Raw genomic sequence first — 16,353 nt, forward strand, 5'->3', positions numbered from 1 at the left:
TTTCAAATTTTTCGCTTTTAGATCGGCAGGCTTAGCCCACCAACTCCAGACCGGAGAAGAAATACGCGATTTCTTCGGCAGCGGTTTCTGGTGCGTCAGAACCGTGAACGGAGTTTTCGCCAACGCTTTCAGCGAATTCGGCGCGGATTGTGCCGGCGGCTGCGTCTGCTGGGTTGGTTGCGCCCATAACTTCGCGGTTTTTCGCGATGGCGTTTTCGCCTTCCAGAACCTGTGCAACGATTGGCGCGGATGCCATGAATTCGCACAGTTCGCCGTAAAACGGACGCTCGGCGTGGACTTTATAGAACTCGCCCGCCTGTGCCATTGTCAGGTGGATACGCTTGGATGCGACAACGCGCAGACCTGCGTCTTCGAATTTCTTGACGATTGCGCCGGTCAGGTTGCGCTTGGTTGCATCTGGTTTGATGATCGAGAATGTACGCTCTAGGGCCATGTGGCTTGCTCCTACGGGGGTTAATTTGGCCGCTCCCTAACATGAGGTTTGGCCCATGAAAACCCGCGATTGACGCTGCCCTCGCATTGCGGCACACCCCGCCCATGTTACGCATCTCAGAAATCAACTATTCCGTCGAAGGTCGCCCTCTGTTCGAGGAAGCCTCCGCTGTCATTCCCGAAGGTCACAAAGTGGGCCTTGTCGGGCGCAACGGTGCGGGTAAAACCACCCTGTTCAAGATCATTCGCGGTGAACTGGGCCTTGATGCGGGGGAAATCACCCTGCCCTCGCGCGCCAAGATCGGCGGCGTGGCACAGGAAGTGCCCTCCTCCGAGACATCGCTGCTTGATACCGTGTTGCAGGCTGATACCGAACGCGCCGCCTTGATGATCGAATCCGAATCCGCCACCGACCCCGGTCGCATCGCCGATATTCAGGCGCGCCTGTCGGACATTGATGCGTGGTCCGCCGAAGGCCGCGCCGCCTCAATCCTCAAAGGTCTGGGGTTCGAACCCGAAGACCAGCTGATGCCCTGTTCTGCCTTTTCGGGCGGCTGGCGCATGCGCGTGGCGCTGGCCGGTGTGCTGTTCGCCCAGCCCGACCTGCTGCTGCTTGACGAACCGACCAACTACCTTGACCTCGAAGGGGCGCTCTGGCTCGAGGCCTACCTCGCCAAATACCCCCATACGGTCATCATCATCAGCCACGACCGCGGCCTTTTGAACCGCGCGGTGAACGGCATCCTGCACCTCGAAGACCGCAAACTGACGTTTTACCAAGGCCCCTATGATCAATTCGCCCGCCAACGCGCCGAACAACGCGCGGTGCAGGCGGCCATGGCCAAGAAACAACAGCAACGCCGCGACCACATGCAATCTTTTGTGGACCGGTTCAAAGCCAAGGCCTCAAAAGCGAAACAGGCGCAATCCCGCCTGAAGATGATCGAAAAGATGGACATGATTTCAACGCCTGAACAGGCGGCGAAACGTGTGTTCACCTTCCCCAAACCCGAAGAACTCTCGCCACCGATCATCTCGATCGAAAACGGCTCTGTGGGGTATTCCGAAGGCAATCCGGTTCTGTCGCGCCTGAACCTGCGCATTGATCAGGACGACCGGATCGCCCTTTTGGGGCGCAACGGCCAGGGCAAATCGACACTGTCAAAACTGCTGTCCGACCGGCTTGTTCTGATGGATGGCAAGGCGATCAACGCCAATAAATTGCGCATCGGCTTCTTTGCCCAGCATCAGGTCGACGAACTGCACGTCAATGAAACGCCGCTGCAACATCTGATCTCGGCTCGCCCCGGTGTGCTGCACTCGAAACTACGCGCCCAGATGGCGGGTTTCGGCCTTGGCCCCGATCAGGCCGAAACCGAAGTGGGTCGCCTGTCGGGCGGTCAAAAGGCGCGCCTGTCCTTGCTGCTCGCCACATTGGACGCGCCACACCTGCTGATCCTCGATGAACCGACCAACCACCTTGATATCGAATCCCGCGAAGCGCTGGTCGAGGCGCTAACCCATTACTCGGGTGCCGTGATTCTTGTCAGTCACGACATGCACCTGCTGTCGATGGTCGCCGACCGCCTTTGGCTGGTGTCGAACGGCACCGTGGTCCCTTATGAAGACGATCTTGAATCCTACCGTAAACTGCTGCTGACCCCGACGAAACCGGTCAGCAAAAACACCAAGGTCAAAGAAAAACCGAAAGAGAAACGCGCCAGCCGCGAAGACATCCTCGCCCTGCGCTCCGAAGTGCGCAAAGCCGAGGCCCGCGTTACCAAAATCAACGAAATGCGCGACAAACTGGCCAAAAAACTCGCCGATCCGGCACTCTACGAAAGCAGCAAGATCGGCGAACTCGAAGTCTGGAACAAAAAATACGCCGAAGTCATGGACGCCCTCTCGCGCGCCGAAACCCTCTGGATGCAAGCCGAAGAGAAACTCGAAAAGGCCTCCGCCTGAACCTCCTCTTTTTGGCCTTAAATGCTGCGGGGAATCGGTCTTTGACCGATGGGGCAGAGCCCCTTAAAACAAAAGAATGGGCGCAGCCCACAACTGGATCGCAACGGGATCGACGCTAACATGACCCTCGACACGGCCTATATGATTACCGCCCTCGTCACGATGTTCGTGGTGATCGACCCCATTGGCATCGCTCCGCTGTTTCTGGCCCTGACTTCGGGCATGACACCGGCAGAGCGCAGGAAAGTTGCGCTTCACGCCTGTCTCGTGGCTGGTCTTGTCCTTGTTCTCTTTGCCTTTTTCGGTGAGGCCGTGCTTGGCTTTGCCGGCATCTCCATGCCTGCCTTCCGCATCGCGGGCGGCATCCTGCTGTTCCTGACCGCCCTCGACATGTTGTTCGAACGGCGCACCAAACGCCGCGAGGACCGCACCGAAGGCGAGGAAATCGACGATCCTTCCGTCTTCCCGCTTGCGATTCCGCTGATCGCCGGCCCCGGCTCCATCGCCTCCATCATCCTTTTGATCGGCGAAAAACCGGGAGGTGAGGGACTGATCACCGTGCTTGGCATCACCGCCCTGACCCTGATCGCCTTGGGTCTGACGCTTATGGCCAGCAGCTATCTGGACCGGATCATCGGCAAAAAGGGCATTGACGTGATCACCCGTATTTTGGGCATGTTGCTGGCCGCACTGGCCGTGCAATTCGTGCTCGACGGCCTTGCGGCGTTTGGTTTCGGTCCCGCTACGGGCTGACTTCGGCACCGCGCGTTCCTATATGTGACGGACAGTGGGACAAAGGGAGCATCATGGGAAATTTCGACACAGGAAATCTGATCTATCTGGTCGTCCTACTGGTGATGGTGGCGGGCTGGTTTTTCATGCAATCGCGTGACGGGCTGAACAAGACCCTGCAATACGGCGCAGTCTGGGCGATGATCTTTATCGGCGGTGCCGCCGCCGTTGGCTTGTGGCAAGACATCAGCCGCGACGCCCGCACCCCCCAATTCAGCGTCGCTGGCAGTGACCAGATCGTGGTACCGCGCGCCCGTGACGGGCATTATTACCTGACAGCACAGGTCAATGACGCCGCCGTGCGCTTTGTCGTGGACACCGGTGCCACCGACATGGTGCTAACGCAGGCGGATGCCAAACGTGCCGGCCTTGATCCCGAAACGCTCGCCTATCTGGGCCGCGCCAATACGGCCAACGGCGAGGTGCGCACCGCCTTTGTGCGTCTCGAACAGGTCCAATTGGGCGAAATCGTCGACCGTGATGTGGCGGCCGTGGTGAATGAAGGGCAGATGGAACAAAGCCTGCTGGGCATGGGCTATCTGCAACGCTGGGGCCGGATCGAAATCGCCGGTGGCGAATTGATCCTGACGCGGTAGGATCGCCCGCGGCCTTTCTTTCGGTCGCGTCTGCCTTATAGTGGTGCCTGACTTTGCCTCTTTTCTGTAACTGACCCCAAAGGCGACGCATGACACCCCTCTCCACAGCCCCGCAATTGCGCAGCGAACGGTTGGTCCTGCGCGGCCCCGAACGGGATGATCTTGCTGCGCTCACCCGTTTCATGACCAGCGCACCCTCCATGCAAGCCCAAGGAGAAACCGTTACGCCGGAACAGGCGTGGTTCGGATTTTTGACCGGCGTCGGCCATTGGCAATGGCATGGTTTCGGCTTTTTCACCGTGGTGGAACAGCACACGGGGGATCCGGTCGGTCGTGTCGGGTTGCTCAAGCATTCGAACTGGCCCGACATTGAACTGGCATGGCATCTGTTCGAGGGCGCAGAGGGCAAAGGCTACGCCACCGAAGCCGCCCGCGTCGTCAGACACTGGGCGCGCGACGATTTGGGATTGGACAAGCTCTACAGCTACATCGATTTCAACAATACCCGATCGCAGGCGGTGGCAAAGCGGCTTGGCGCTGTCACGGATGGGACGCGTGCCCCCCACGAACCGCAGGCCGAGATCTGGGTACATCCAATGGGCAATAACGGCGGGTCTCAAACGCCGTAACAGCGGCCCCGCCGAAACCGACGCGGATTTGAAAGGTCGGATTGTTCCGCGCACCGCCGGTGGGGCAAAGCCCCGCTAATCCAGCCCCCTTCAAGTCTGCGCCTTCTTCTCCCAACGTCCTGATTCCTCTGACCAATATTGGGCCGACGCGCCTGCGTCTTTCAGCGTTTTCCACTGGCCACGCGCCACGTTCAACGCGGATTCGTCGTCGCCGTCGAACAGCACGCAAACCCGCTGCAACGCTGCGACTTCTTCGGCCGTGACCGGCGCGCCGTGCACCGACATCACGCAATCGGGCGCATTGGCCGCGGTGTTCTGCGTGGTCAGCAGGACCGGTTGCAGGGCATCATCGTCGCCCCCCGCCATGGCATGGGGCAGAAAGTCCTCTTCCGGCCCCAACCACAGAACCCGATCAAGATCCGCCAAGGCCTGCTTATCCGTGCCGCGCACCGCGACGGTCCAGTCGTTCTCCAGCGATTTGCCAAGCAACATCCGCAGGGTTTCGACCAAAGGCCGCCGCGTCAGGTGGTAAAAGTAAGCAGCCCCCATCGCCTCTATCCCTTTTCGAACCGGTCGCGCACCAGCCGGTTCAGCGCCGCCACGCCCCAACCGGTCGCCCCCGCCGGTGCCAATACGGTCTCGGACTTGACCGATGCCACACCGGCAATATCAAGGTGGATCCATGGCGTCTCGTCCTTAACAAACCGTTTGAGGAACTGCGCCGCCGTGACCGATCCCGCGGCCCGACCGCCGATGTTTTTCATATCTGCAATCCGGCTTTTCAGCAGCGCGTCATAGCCTGCCCCCATCGGCATGCGCCACGCGCCTTCCCCTTCGACCTCAGCCGCCTTCAGGAAAGCATTGCACAGCGGATCATCGTTGGAAAACACACCGGCGTTTTCGTGGCCAAGGCCCACAATAATCGCGCCGGTCAGGGTCGCCAGATCAATCATCGCAGCTGGTTCAAACCGCTCCTGCGCGTACCACATCACATCACAAAGCACCAAACGGCCTTCGGCATCGGTGTTGATCACCTCGACTGTATCCCCCTTCATCGACGTAATCACGTCACCGGGGCGCACCGCGTTACCCGACGGCATGTTTTCGACCAAGCCCACCAGCCCGACAACATTTGCCTTGGCCCCGCGCAGCGCCAGTGCGCGCATCACACCAGCGACAACACCCGCGCCGCCCATGTCCATGGTCATATCCTCCATGCCGGCCCCGGGCTTCAGGCTGATACCGCCCGTGTCAAACACCACGCCCTTACCGACAAGCGCCAGCGGAGCATCGCCCTCAGCGCCGCCGAGCCATTGCATGACAACAACCTTGGACGGGCTGTCGGACCCCTGCCCCACACACAAAAGCGTGCGCATTCCAAGCTTTGCAAGCTGTTCTTCATCCAGTACCTCAACCTTGAGACCCAGTTTTTCCATGCCCGCCAACTGGTCCGCGAACTCGGTTGTCGTCAGGACATTGGCTGGTGCATTGGTCAGGTCACGGGTCATAAACGCGCCCTCGGCAACCGCCATCAAGGGCCCTGCTGCCACCTCGGCCTCATCGGGTTTGCTGCACATTGCAACCACCGCACCGCCACGCTCCTTGGCGTCGGTTTTATGATCGTCAAAGCCGTAATCCCGCATCGCCAGACCAAAACAAACCTCGGCGACATATTTCATGTTGGCCGCGATCATCAGCAGATCCGCCTGCCCGCGCCGCTTGGCCAGTGCCGCGCCGGCCTTGCGGGCCTCGTGCACGTCGGTGCGCCGTGGCAGATGCACAATATCGACCGCTTCGGCCGCCATGCCCACGGGAAATTCCAACGAAAAGGCATCGCCGGCTTTGGACTTGGCGAATTTCGGCCCATCCATCAACCGCTGCACCGCGCCGCGTGTCAGCTTGTTCACCCGCCGTGCCCCCGCATCCAATGGCCCTTCGGGTGCCACAAAAATGGCAACGCGGCCTTCCTGCGTAGCAATCTGGTCGATATCAGTAGCGGCGAAGGTGATTGGGGTAAGTGGGGTCATGATTGGGCCTTTGTTTGCGAATTTCCACAAGACCTAGCGTGAAGGGCCACCCATGACCAGTTAGCAGTTTTCCCCGCCCATATTTTGCTTTAAAGATTGCGGCTAAACAGACCAAACCGGCGGGTTTGGGGCCAATGGAACCTTTGGGGGGCGCGCGTGGCACGACTAGACCGCTATATGCTGTCACAGCTTTTGCTGCTCTTTGGCTTTTTCGCCCTTGTTCTGGTTGCGCTGTTCTGGATCAACCGCGCGGTTGTATTGTTTGACCGGCTGATCGGCGACGGGCAATCGGCGCTTGTTTTCCTAGAGTTCACGGCCCTTGGCCTGCCCAAGTTGATCACCACGGTCCTGCCCATCGCCACCTTTGCAGGTGCGGTTTATGTGACCAACCGGATGTCTTCGGAATCCGAATTGACGGTACTGCAATCCACCGGTTCCAGCCCCTGGCGGCTGGCGCGCCCCGTCTTCATCTACGGGCTTTGCGTCGCCGGTATGATGAGCGTGCTCAGCCATTTTCTGGTACCTATGGCGCAGGCCGAACTGAGCCAGCGTGAAAACGAGATTTCGCAGAACATCACCGCCAGCCTGCTGCGCGAGGGGCAATTCCTGCACCCCACGCAGAACGTCACCTTCTACACCCGTTTGATCGACAGCAGCGGCGTGCTGCGCGATGTATTTCTGTCAGACCGGCGCGATCCCGCCGAAGGTGTGATCTATACTGCCGCCGAAGCCTATCTGGTGCGCAACGGCGAGGGCACAACCCTGATCATGGTGGACGGGCTGGCGCAGCGGCTGAACAAGGTCGATACGCGGCTGGCAACGGCCAAATTCCGCGACTTCTCGTTTGATATATCCAGCCTTGTGAACCAAAGCACAGTGGGGTCGCAATCAGTGCCCAATCTGGTTTCACCGCGCCTGATGATGGATTGGGATTCGGTGTCGGCCCTGACCGGTGATGCAAAAGGCGTCATAGCCGAAGAATTGCACGCGCGGTTTGCGCAATCCCTGTTTTGCATCGTCGCGGCGCTTGTCGGCTATGCCACTTTGCTGACGGGTGGATTTTCGCGGTTCGGGGTCTGGCGCGAAATCGCGATTGCCTTTGCCCTGCTGATCGCCATTGACGGCATTCGCGGATCACTGGTTGATACGGTGCGCGAAGATGCCAGCCGCTGGCCGCTGCTTTATCTACCGTCCCTGATCGGCGCGCTGCTGGTCAGCGGCATGCTGTGGCATGTGGCGCATGCCGGATGGCTGCACAGCCTGCGACGGAGGCGGTCAACACCATGATCCTGCATGTATATTTCGCCCGTCGTTTCGCGATTACCTTCCTGCTGATCACCACGGTGCTGTTTGCGCTGGTGATGCTGGTCGACGGCGTCGAACAGGCGCGCAAGTTCAGCGGGCTTGATCTGGGCTGGCAGCGGATCTTGGGTCTGACGTTTCTGAACGCCCCGCAAACCATCAACCTGATCTTGCCGCTGATCGTCATCCTCGCGACGATCACGCTGTTTATCTCGCTGGCGCGCTCGTCCGAAATGGTGGTGACGCGCGCGGCGGGTCGCTCTGCCCTGCGCGCGCTCATTGCGCCGGTGTTCGTGGCCTTGATGATCGGGATCATGGCCGTGGGGATGCTGAACCCCATTGTTGCGGCAACCGGCAACCGTTATTTGCAGCTTTCCGAAAGCTACCGTGCGGGTGGGCCTTCTGCCCTTTCCATCAGCGACGAAGGCTTGTGGCTGCGTCAGGGCAATGTCGACGGGCAAACTGTCATCCGGGCGTGGCGTTCTAATGCGGATGCCTCTGTGCTCTATGATGTGACGTTCATTTCTTACGACATCGAAAACGGGCCCGTGCGCCGGATCGAGGCCGCAAGTGCCGCCCTGAAAGACGGGGAATGGACGCTGAACGAAGCCAAGTCATGGCCGCTGACCCCAGGCGTGAACGCCGAAGCCAACGCCCAGTTCTTTGATGAACTGCAAATCCCTTCGTCTTTGACGCTGGAACGCATCCGCGAGAGCATCGGCAAACCCGCCGCCGTGTCGATTTACGATCTGCCGACCTTTATCCGCCAATTGGAACAGGCCGGTTTTTCGGCGCGACGCCATCAGGTCTGGCTTCAGACCGAATTTGCACGCCCCCTTTTCTTGATGGCGATGGTGCTGGTCGCCAGCGCCTTTACCATGCGCCACACGCGTTTTGGTGGCACGGGCGTTGCCGTGCTGACGGCGGTCCTGCTAGGGTTCGGCCTGTACTTCATCCGCAGCTTTGCGCAGATACTAGGGGAAAACGGCCAGATCCCTGTGTTGCTGGCCGCTTGGGCACCGCCTGTGGCTTCGGTCCTGCTGGCGCTTGGCCTGCTTTTACATGTGGAGGACGGGTGATGTTGCGCCCCCTTTTAATCGCCCTTGCCCTGCTTTTGCCCGCAGCGCTGCTCGCACAGGACACCCCGCAAGGCGCGGCAATTCTGGTCGCTGATGAAGTGTTTATCGAAAGCGATCGCACGCTGGTCGCCCAAGGCAATGTCGAGGCGTTTCAGGACGGCACGCGCTTGCAGGCTAAATCCGTGCGCTACAACCAGACCGATGGCAGTTTGGTCATTCAGGGCCCGATTACCCTGACAGACAACGGCGAGACGCTGATTTTTGCCGATGCCGGTCAATTGGAGGCCGACATGCGCAACGGCATTCTGACAGGCGCGCGCATGATCCTGAACCAGCAACTGCAATTGGCCGCTGCACAGGTGGACCTTGTCGAGGGCCGCTACAGCCAGCTTTCCAAAGTCTCCGTGACCTCCTGCAAGGTTTGTGACGATGGCAGTGCACCGCTTTGGCAGATCCGCGCAAAACGGGTGATCCATGACCAGCTCGAAGACCAGCTTTACTTTGACGAGGCGCAGTTTCGCATCCTGAATGTGCCGGTTTTTTACGTGCCGCGTCTGCGTCTGCCCGGCCCCGATCTGGAACGGGCGACGGGTTTCCTCGTGCCGTCGAGCCGCACGACCTCGCAACTGGGCACAGGCCTGAAAATCCCCTATTTCATCAAGCTGGGCGATCACCGCGACCTGACCCTGACGCCCTATATCTCAAGCGTGACGCGCACCCTTGAATTCCGCTATCGGCAAGCGTTTCGCCAAGGGCGCATCAGCTTCAACGGGGCCTATACCCGCGATGATCAACAGCCCGGCAAGCGGCGTGGGTACCTGTTCGGGAGCGGGAGTTTCGATCTGGCGCGCGATTTCAAGCTGACGTTCAACATCGAAACCACGACCGACCGCGCCTATCTGAATGAATATGGCTATTTCGTCGAAGACCGGCTGGAAAGCCAGATTACCGCAAGCCGCGCCCGGCGCGACGAATTCATCCGTGCCAGCTTTTACAACTTTGAAAGCCTGCGGGCCGATGACATCAACGACAACCTGCCCACCGTGGTGCTGGACGGCGAATATGAACGCCGCATCTTTCCGCAGGCAATCGGCGGCGAGTTGCGCCTACGCCTGCAAGCCCACGCCCACCGGCGCAATTCGGATAGCGACACAGACGGACCGGACGCCGATCTGGTGACCGACGGGCGCGATGTGGCGCGGCTGCACGGTCAGGCCGATTGGCGCCGCCGCTTTACCTATAGCAGCGGTTTGGTGGCGGATCTGCAGACCGGCATCAGCTTTAACTTTTTTGATATCACCCAAGATGCGTCTTATGCGCAAAACCATTCTGACATCGTGCCTACCGCCGCTTTGGCGTTGCGCTATCCCATGCTGCGCCGCGAGGCCGCAGGCGCGACCCAACTGCTTGAACCTGTGGCGCAAATCGGCTGGACACGCGGACGCCGTCTGGACGTGCCCAATGACGAAAGCACCCAAGTGGAGTTTGACGAAGGCAATCTGTTGTCCCTGTCCCGCTTTCCCCGCCCCGACCGGCGCGAACGCGGCACAGTGGCGGCTGTCGGTCTGAACTGGTCGCGCATAAACCCGCAAGGCTGGGACAGTCACATTTCACTCGGTCAGGTGTTTCGCAGCGACAGCGATCCTGATTTTTCCGTCACCACGGGTCTGGGCGGCGTGTCGTCCAACATCCTGTTTGCCGCCCAGATCGTCACCCCGAACGGCCTGTCCCTGTCGGGCCGCAGCCTGTTTGACAGGAAGTTCAACTTTGCCAAGGCCGAGCTGCGCGGCAACTGGGGTTTCAGCCGCGGCTCCCTTGCCGGAAGCTATGTCTGGCTGGACGAGGACGCCGCAGAAGACCGCGACGAGGCCGTTTCGGAAATCCTGCTGGCCGGACGGTACGAGATTAACGCCAATTGGGAAGTCAAAGCGGACTGGCGTTTCAACGTCGCCGACGACCGCGCAGCCACTGCCGGCCTTGGCATCAGCTACAACAACGAATGTGTCGGCGTCGATCTCTCGGTCGCGCGCAGCTATTCTTCATCAACGGCGGTTGAGCCTACGACCAGTTTGGGGTTTAACGTCGGCCTAAGGGGCTTTTCAGCCACGTCGGGCAATCAAAAATATAGTCGCTCATGTCAAAGGTGATCCAGATGAAATTCTCAGCAGTGGTTAGGGGCCTTGCCCTTGCAAGCGCGATTGTCCTTGGGGGCCAGAGCGCAGAGGCGCAGAACCTGTTCGCCCCCGCCGCCCGTATCAATGACACGGTGGTCACCGAATTCGAGGTGCAGCAGCGCCAGCGTTTCCTGCAATTGCTCAACGCCCCCGGGTCGGATCGCGACACAGCCCTGCAAGGGTTGATCGACGACCGGCTGCGGGCCGTGGCCGTGGCGCAGGCCGGGATTTCCCTTACCGACGAAGGACTTAACGAGGGGCTAAGCGAATTTGCATCCCGTGCCAATCTGACACTGCCCGAGTTCACCAAAGCGCTGGAACAATCCGGTGTGTCGCGTGAAACGCTACGCGATTTCGTTGCCAACTCACTGGGCTGGCGCGAACTGGTGCGTGCACGGTATTCCCGACAGGCCAGCGTTTCCGAGGATGAGATCAACCGCGCCCTTGGCAACACCCGTTCCACCGGATCGGGCTTGCGGGTATTGCTTTCCGAAATCATCATCCCCGCCCCGCCGCAGCGCGCCGCACAGGTGATGGCCTTGGCCGAACGCATCGCCCAGTCCCAATCCGAGGGCGAGTTTTCCCGCTACGCCGCGCAATATTCCGCCACCGCGTCACGCGGGCGCGGCGGGCGTATGCCATGGACCCCGCTTGAGCAACTGCCCCCCACGCTGCACCCGCTTTTGCTGGCGCTTGCCCCCGGCGAAGTAACGGCTCCGCTGCCGATCCCGAATGCGGTGGCCCTGTTCCAGCTGCGCGGCATCGAAGAAAGCGGCAAACCGGCCAAGACCTATTCCGAAATCGAATACGCGGCCTATTACATGGCCGGTGGCCGTTCCGAGGCCACATTGGCGCAAGCCGCCCGCCTGCGCGACGAGGTCGACACCTGTGACGATCTTTACGCCGTTGCCAAGGGCCAGCCAGAAGAGGTGCTGGATCGCGGTGCCAAAGCCCCCGCAGATATTCCGCAAGACATCGCCTTTGAGCTCGCCAAGCTCGACCGTGGCGAGGTTTCCACAGCCTTGACGCGGGCGGACGGGAATACATTGGTGTTTCTGATGCTGTGTAACCGCACTGCCGCGACCAACGCCGAAGCCACCCGCGACGACGTGATCAGCGCCCTGCGCCAACGTAAATTGCAGGGGTTTGCGAACCTTTATATGGACCAGCTGCGCGCCGATGCGCGTATCGTTATGCAATGAGCCGGCCTGCCCTGCCGGTCGCGATCTCTTGCGGTGAACCCGCCGGCATCGGACCGGAAGTCGCCGCCGCCGCTTGGGCCGTTTTGGCCCATGAAGTGCCGATGCTATGGCTAGGCGACCCGCGCCATCTGCCCGAAGGCACGCCGCACCGCGTCGTAGCGGACCCTAGCGAAGCGGTTGGCCCAAGCCCGGATGCCCTGCCCGTTCTGGCGCAGGACTTTGGCGCGCCGTGCCGTGCCGGTGTGGCCGATCCTGCCCATGCGGCCCATGTGATCAACATGATCGCCCGCGGTGTGGCGCTGGTTCAGGAGGGCACAGCCCTGGCGGTGTGCACCGCACCGATCCACAAAAAGGCGCTGAAGGACGGCGCAAATTTTGCCCACCCCGGCCATACTGAATATCTTGCCGCCTTGGCCGGTGTCGAAGATGTCGTGATGATGCTGGCCTCTGATCAATTGCGCGTGGTACCTGCCACGATCCACATCGCGCTGGAACAGGTGCCGTTGCAGCTGACCCCGAAATCCCTGCGCCATGTCATTGAAATCACCCATGCGGGTCTGCGGGATCTGTTCGGCATTGCGGCACCGCGCCTTGCCATCGCCGGCCTGAACCCCCACGCGGGCGAAGGCGGCACGATGGGCACGCAGGAACGCGACTGGATCACTGATCTGGTCACACAGATGCAAGGCGAAGGCTATACCCTGAGTGGCCCCTTGCCCGCCGACACGATGTTTCACGCCGCCGCACGCACGCGATATGACGCGGCGATCTGCATGTATCACGATCAGGCGCTGATCCCGATCAAGACACTGGATTTCGACAAGGGCGTGAACGTCACGCTGGGACTGCCTTTCATCCGCACTTCGCCCGATCACGGCACCGCCTTCGACATTGCTGGCAAAGGCATTGCAAATCCGACCAGCATGATCGAAGCGATCCGCATGGCGCACCGCATGGGACATTCCGCATGACCACCATCGACAGCTTGCCGCCCCTGCGGGATGTGATCGCCACCCACGGGTTGTCGGCGCGCAAGTCGCTGGGCCAGAACTTCTTGCTCGACCTGAACCTGACCGCAAAAATTGCCCGTCAGGCTGGCGATCTGACCGGTTGCGACGTGCTTGAAATCGGTCCCGGCCCTGGCGGGCTGACCCGTGGTCTGCTGGCTGAAGGGGCGCGCCATGTCCTGGCGATTGAAAAAGACCCGCGCTGCCTGCCTGCACTGGCGGAAATCGGTGCGGCTTATGATGGCCAGCTGACGGTGATCGAAGGCGACGCGCTTGAGATCGACCCGCTGAAACATCTCACCCCGCCCATTCGGGTCGCGGCAAACCTGCCGTATAACGTCGGCACCGAACTGCTGGTGCGGTGGCTGACACCGGCGCAGTGGCCGCCGTTCTGGCAAAGCCTGACCCTGATGTTCCAGCGCGAAGTTGCGGAACGTATCGTCGCCGCCCCGGGATCGAAGGCCTACGGCCGGCTGGCCCTGCTGGCCCAGTGGCGGGCGGATGCGCGCATCGTCCTTCACCTGCCACCCGAAGCATTCACCCCGCCGCCAAAGGTGTCATCCGCCGTGGTGCACCTGAGCGCTTTGGCCGAACCGCGTTTTCCTGCCGATCCGAAGATCCTGAACCGTGTCGTTGCCGCCGGCTTTAACCAACGGCGCAAAATGTTGCGCGCCTCGCTGAAAGGCGTCGCACCGGACATCGAAGACCGGTTGCAGGCGGCTGGGATCAAACCCACCGAACGCGCAGAGCAGGTTTCGCTTGAGGCGTTCTGCGCCCTTGCCCGCGAAGTTGCTAAAAAGTGAGAGCTCTGGCGGCGCTGGTCATGGCCCTGACCCTCACTGCCTGCACCGCGACGGGTCCCGAAAGGGGCAGCGCAGCACAGATCGCAGCGCTTGCACAAAGCCTGCGCCAGATGTCGCCGGCCGTAGACCCGCGCGAAGCTGACAGGGCGGCGCGGATTTCCTATCAGACGGCCTTTGCCCTCGCGCAAACCTATCAAATCACCGACCACCCGTTGATCCATAACAGCAAGGTAAACGCGGGCACCAAACCACGCGGCCTGTGTTATCACTGGGCTGAGGATATGCAGGCACGCCTGCTTGCTGAAGAGTTCAGGACACTGGACGTCACCCGCGCGATCGCTAACTCCGACAGCCTGCTTCTGATCGACCACAGCACCGCCGTCCTTATCCCGACAGGGGCCGCGCTGCACGACGGGGTGGTGGTTGATCCCTGGCGCCATGGCGGGAAATTGTTCTGGGCACCGGTAGCGCAGGACCGCCGCTATGATTGGCTGCCCCGTGCGCAGGTGCTGCGCGACAAGGGCCGTATTCACTATGTCCACCGCACCGAGGGGTCACTGGCCGCACCGCCCGTCGACTAAGGTCTGAACTTGACCAAAGCGGGATCCAATCGCCCCGCCCCCGACAAATGCACCAAGAAACAAAAAACCCCGCGCGATGGCGGGGTTTTCGTATTATTCTGCTGCCTCTGGCTGATCGCCGCTGTCGCCTGCATTCTCGGGCTTGGGCTCGGCTTTTGCTTCCGGCTTGGGCTTGGGTTTGCGTCTTGGCGCGCGCTTTGGCTTTGGCTTGCTTTCGGGCGTTTCCACCAGACCGCTGTCGCCATCCGCGTCCGCCTCGACCACTGGCTGGTCTGTGACTGGGGCGGCTTGCGCACGTTGCTCATTGCCGGCCTGCTGGGGTTGCCCGCCTTGTTGTGGCTGCCCACCCTGGCCTTGATTGCCACCCTGATTGCCTTCGCGCTCCTGACGCTCGGCACGTTCGCGGTCGCGTTCCGCCTGACGTTCGCGGTTCTGGCGCTCTTGTTCTTCGCGCCGCTCGTCCATTTCGCGCTGCGCGACTGACAACATCCGCAAATAATGTTCCGCATGTTGTTGAAAGTTCTCGGCTGCAACCCGGTCATTGGACAGCTGCGCATCGCGGGCCAGTTGATTGTATTTCTCAATCACCTGACTGGGCGTGCCGCGCACCTTGCCTTCAGGGCCGGAGCTGTCGAAGACGCGGTTGACGACATTGCCGCCCTGATTGTTGTTATTGCTGCGGTTGCGGTTGTTCTTGGACCGGCCCCGGGATCTTGTGGATTTCATGAAGGAATATCAGCCTTTGGTGCTGTTTCGCTATTGGTAACCGATTGCGCAAGGCGCGGGCATGATCGGTCGAGAAAATGTTGGGTTAAAAACCGCGCGGGACCGCCAAAGGCATCCACCGCTGCAACATCCTTGAATAACCACGCCAAGGCCCTTACGGCAAGGGCAAAACCGCTAAATTTGTGCAAAAGTGCAGATTTACGCCGGTTGCGCTGCGCAAACCACACGGGGCCGTGCGTCCAGATCATGTGCCAATTCGACACTGGCCCAGCCTGCACGGCTGAAAATGTCACAGACCGCCGCCCCCTGTTGCCAGCCGATTTCCACCATCACCCGCCCCTCGGCGGTCAGATAGGATTGGGCAGTCTCAGCGATGATCCGGTAAACCGACAAGCCATCCAGCCCGTCTGTCAGCGCCATCTGCGGTTCGTGATCGCGCAATTCAGGGGCAACATCGGCCATTTCGGTGGCAGCCAGATAGGGCGGATTGGAAACGATCAGGTCAAAGCGCCCCTCGACCGCATCGAACCAGTCCGACTGGATGATTGCAGCGCGCTCCGCGACACCATGCAGCACGGCGTTTGCGCTGGCCTGCAGACAGGCGGTTTCGGATAGATCCGCCCCTACACCGGTTGCCTGCATGCGCTCTGCCAGCAGCGTCACAAGGATACATCCCGATCCCGTGCCAAGGTCCAACACCCTGTCAAACGGGGCAGCAAGCGCCAGATCAACCAGCGTTTCGGTTTCGGGGCGCGGGTCCAGCACTTCGCGGCTGATCCTGAAATCCCGCCCGTAAAAGGCGCGCGATCCCACCAGTTGAGACACCGGCACACGCACTGCGCGCAGAGCGACAAGTTGTTCGAATCGTTCGGCAATTTCCGGTGCAATCTCTTCGGGCGCGATCAGTGTCACCCGCGCGGCATCCACGCTCGCCGCATGCGCCAGCAGCAGGCGCGCGTCGCGCGCGGGGTCCGGCACGCCCGCCGCACGCAGACGCGCAGCGGCGGTCGCCATGGC

General features: G+C 60.9%; 16 protein-coding genes. 11 read left to right on the plus strand and 5 right to left on the minus strand.

Going from position 1 to position 16,353, the window contains the following annotated elements; all coding sequences use genetic code 11:
* Positions 1-31 precede the first annotated feature (31 nt).
* Positions 32-454, minus strand: a complete 423-nt coding sequence (gene ndk / locus Z947_RS0114000; RefSeq protein ID WP_025044916.1) for a nucleoside-diphosphate kinase — start codon at positions 452-454, stop codon at positions 32-34.
* A 104-nt stretch (positions 455-558) separates the two neighbouring features.
* Here ndk and Z947_RS0114005 point away from each other — a divergent pair, with 104 nt between their 5' ends.
* The 4 genes from Z947_RS0114005 (at position 559) to Z947_RS0114020 (ending at position 4,435) form a co-directional block, all read left to right on the plus strand.
* Positions 559-2,418: an ABC-F family ATP-binding cassette domain-containing protein gene (locus Z947_RS0114005; protein ID WP_025044917.1), complete on the plus strand. Its 1,860-nt coding sequence runs from the start codon at positions 559-561 to the stop codon at positions 2,416-2,418.
* 120 nt (positions 2,419-2,538) lie between these two features.
* The gene (locus tag Z947_RS0114010; RefSeq protein ID WP_025044918.1) at positions 2,539-3,171 is read left to right on the plus strand and encodes a MarC family protein; all 633 of its coding nucleotides are present in this window, start codon (positions 2,539-2,541) and stop codon (positions 3,169-3,171) included.
* 53 nt (positions 3,172-3,224) lie between these two features.
* Complete coding sequence (locus Z947_RS0114015; protein ID WP_025044919.1) at positions 3,225-3,806, plus strand: retropepsin-like aspartic protease family protein; 582 nt, start codon at positions 3,225-3,227, stop codon at positions 3,804-3,806.
* A gap of 89 nt (positions 3,807-3,895) precedes the next feature.
* Complete coding sequence (locus Z947_RS0114020; RefSeq protein ID WP_025044920.1) at positions 3,896-4,435, plus strand: GNAT family N-acetyltransferase; 540 nt, start codon at positions 3,896-3,898, stop codon at positions 4,433-4,435.
* Between the two features lie 90 nt (positions 4,436-4,525).
* Here Z947_RS0114020 and Z947_RS0114025 read toward each other — a convergent pair whose 3' ends face one another.
* Both Z947_RS0114025 and Z947_RS0114030 read right to left on the minus strand, forming a co-directional pair.
* Positions 4,526-4,984: a DNA polymerase III subunit chi gene (locus Z947_RS0114025; RefSeq protein WP_025044921.1), complete on the minus strand. Its 459-nt coding sequence runs from the start codon at positions 4,982-4,984 to the stop codon at positions 4,526-4,528.
* Between the two features lie 5 nt (positions 4,985-4,989).
* On the minus strand, positions 4,990-6,462 hold the full coding sequence (locus tag Z947_RS0114030) for a leucyl aminopeptidase (protein WP_025044922.1): 1,473 nt from the start codon (positions 6,460-6,462) through the stop codon (positions 4,990-4,992).
* Positions 6,463-6,618: 156 nt separating this feature from the next.
* Between Z947_RS0114030 and lptF the strand changes: the two genes are divergently transcribed.
* The 7 genes from lptF to Z947_RS0114065 are packed head-to-tail and all read left to right on the plus strand — an operon-like array spanning position 6,619 to position 14,610.
* A complete protein-coding gene (lptF, locus tag Z947_RS0114035; RefSeq protein ID WP_025044923.1) occupies positions 6,619-7,749 on the plus strand; it encodes an LPS export ABC transporter permease LptF in 1,131 nt (376 codons plus the stop codon).
* A complete protein-coding gene (gene lptG, locus Z947_RS0114040) occupies positions 7,746-8,843 on the plus strand; it encodes an LPS export ABC transporter permease LptG (RefSeq protein ID WP_025044924.1) in 1,098 nt (365 codons plus the stop codon). The genes lptF and lptG overlap by 4 nt, the downstream gene beginning before the upstream one ends.
* The gene (locus Z947_RS0114045) at positions 8,843-10,990 is read left to right on the plus strand and encodes an LPS-assembly protein LptD (protein ID WP_037938937.1); all 2,148 of its coding nucleotides are present in this window, start codon (positions 8,843-8,845) and stop codon (positions 10,988-10,990) included. The genes lptG and Z947_RS0114045 overlap by 1 nt, the downstream gene beginning before the upstream one ends.
* A 5-nt stretch (positions 10,991-10,995) precedes the next feature.
* Positions 10,996-12,219 (plus strand): peptidylprolyl isomerase, encoded by a 1,224-nt coding sequence (locus Z947_RS0114050; RefSeq protein ID WP_025044926.1) that lies wholly within the window; start codon positions 10,996-10,998, stop codon positions 12,217-12,219.
* Positions 12,216-13,190, plus strand: coding sequence for a 4-hydroxythreonine-4-phosphate dehydrogenase PdxA (gene pdxA / locus Z947_RS0114055; protein WP_025044927.1), 975 nt, complete (start codon positions 12,216-12,218; stop codon positions 13,188-13,190). The genes Z947_RS0114050 and pdxA overlap by 4 nt, the downstream gene beginning before the upstream one ends.
* Entirely contained in the window at positions 13,187-14,029 is an 843-nt protein-coding gene (rsmA, locus tag Z947_RS0114060; RefSeq protein ID WP_025044928.1) for a 16S rRNA (adenine(1518)-N(6)/adenine(1519)-N(6))-dimethyltransferase RsmA, read from the plus strand. Before pdxA ends, rsmA begins: the two co-directional genes overlap by 4 nt.
* A gap of 20 nt (positions 14,030-14,049) precedes the next feature.
* Positions 14,050-14,610, plus strand: coding sequence for a hypothetical protein (locus Z947_RS0114065; RefSeq protein ID WP_052880620.1), 561 nt, complete (start codon positions 14,050-14,052; stop codon positions 14,608-14,610).
* A 93-nt stretch (positions 14,611-14,703) separates the two neighbouring features.
* Here Z947_RS0114065 and Z947_RS0114070 read toward each other — a convergent pair whose 3' ends face one another.
* On the minus strand, positions 14,704-15,336 hold the full coding sequence (locus Z947_RS0114070) for a DUF4167 domain-containing protein (protein WP_025044930.1): 633 nt from the start codon (positions 15,334-15,336) through the stop codon (positions 14,704-14,706).
* Positions 15,337-15,534: 198 nt separating this feature from the next.
* On the minus strand, positions 15,535-16,350 hold the full coding sequence (prmC, locus tag Z947_RS0114080) for a peptide chain release factor N(5)-glutamine methyltransferase (protein WP_025044932.1): 816 nt from the start codon (positions 16,348-16,350) through the stop codon (positions 15,535-15,537).
* Between the last annotated feature and the right edge of the window lie 3 nt (positions 16,351-16,353).

The organism is Sulfitobacter geojensis (assembly GCF_000622325.1).
Taxonomy (GTDB): domain Bacteria; phylum Pseudomonadota; class Alphaproteobacteria; order Rhodobacterales; family Rhodobacteraceae; genus Sulfitobacter; species Sulfitobacter geojensis.

What these genes read in the sequence shown, in the direction of transcription:
- ndk (WP_025044916.1), bottom strand. Translation starts at nt 454, where the DNA reads ATGGCCCTAGAGCGTACATTCTCGATCATCAAACCAGATGCAACCAAG.
- Z947_RS0114005 (WP_025044917.1), top strand. Translation starts at nt 559, where the DNA reads ATGTTACGCATCTCAGAAATCAACTATTCCGTCGAAGGTCGCCCTCTG.
- Z947_RS0114010 (WP_025044918.1), top strand. Translation starts at nt 2,539, where the DNA reads ATGACCCTCGACACGGCCTATATGATTACCGCCCTCGTCACGATGTTC.
- Z947_RS0114015 (WP_025044919.1), top strand. Translation starts at nt 3,225, where the DNA reads ATGGGAAATTTCGACACAGGAAATCTGATCTATCTGGTCGTCCTACTG.
- Z947_RS0114020 (WP_025044920.1), top strand. Translation starts at nt 3,896, where the DNA reads ATGACACCCCTCTCCACAGCCCCGCAATTGCGCAGCGAACGGTTGGTC.
- Z947_RS0114025 (WP_025044921.1), bottom strand. Translation starts at nt 4,984, where the DNA reads ATGGGGGCTGCTTACTTTTACCACCTGACGCGGCGGCCTTTGGTCGAA.
- Z947_RS0114030 (WP_025044922.1), bottom strand. Translation starts at nt 6,462, where the DNA reads ATGACCCCACTTACCCCAATCACCTTCGCCGCTACTGATATCGACCAG.
- lptG (WP_025044924.1), top strand. Translation starts at nt 7,746, where the DNA reads ATGATCCTGCATGTATATTTCGCCCGTCGTTTCGCGATTACCTTCCTG.
- Z947_RS0114045 (WP_037938937.1), top strand. Translation starts at nt 8,843, where the DNA reads ATGTTGCGCCCCCTTTTAATCGCCCTTGCCCTGCTTTTGCCCGCAGCG.
- Z947_RS0114050 (WP_025044926.1), top strand. Translation starts at nt 10,996, where the DNA reads ATGAAATTCTCAGCAGTGGTTAGGGGCCTTGCCCTTGCAAGCGCGATT.
- pdxA (WP_025044927.1), top strand. Translation starts at nt 12,216, where the DNA reads ATGAGCCGGCCTGCCCTGCCGGTCGCGATCTCTTGCGGTGAACCCGCC.
- rsmA (WP_025044928.1), top strand. Translation starts at nt 13,187, where the DNA reads ATGACCACCATCGACAGCTTGCCGCCCCTGCGGGATGTGATCGCCACC.
- Z947_RS0114065 (WP_052880620.1), top strand. Translation starts at nt 14,050, where the DNA reads ATGGCCCTGACCCTCACTGCCTGCACCGCGACGGGTCCCGAAAGGGGC.
- Z947_RS0114070 (WP_025044930.1), bottom strand. Translation starts at nt 15,336, where the DNA reads ATGAAATCCACAAGATCCCGGGGCCGGTCCAAGAACAACCGCAACCGC.
- prmC (WP_025044932.1), bottom strand. Translation starts at nt 16,350, where the DNA reads ATGGCGACCGCCGCTGCGCGTCTGCGTGCGGCGGGCGTGCCGGACCCC.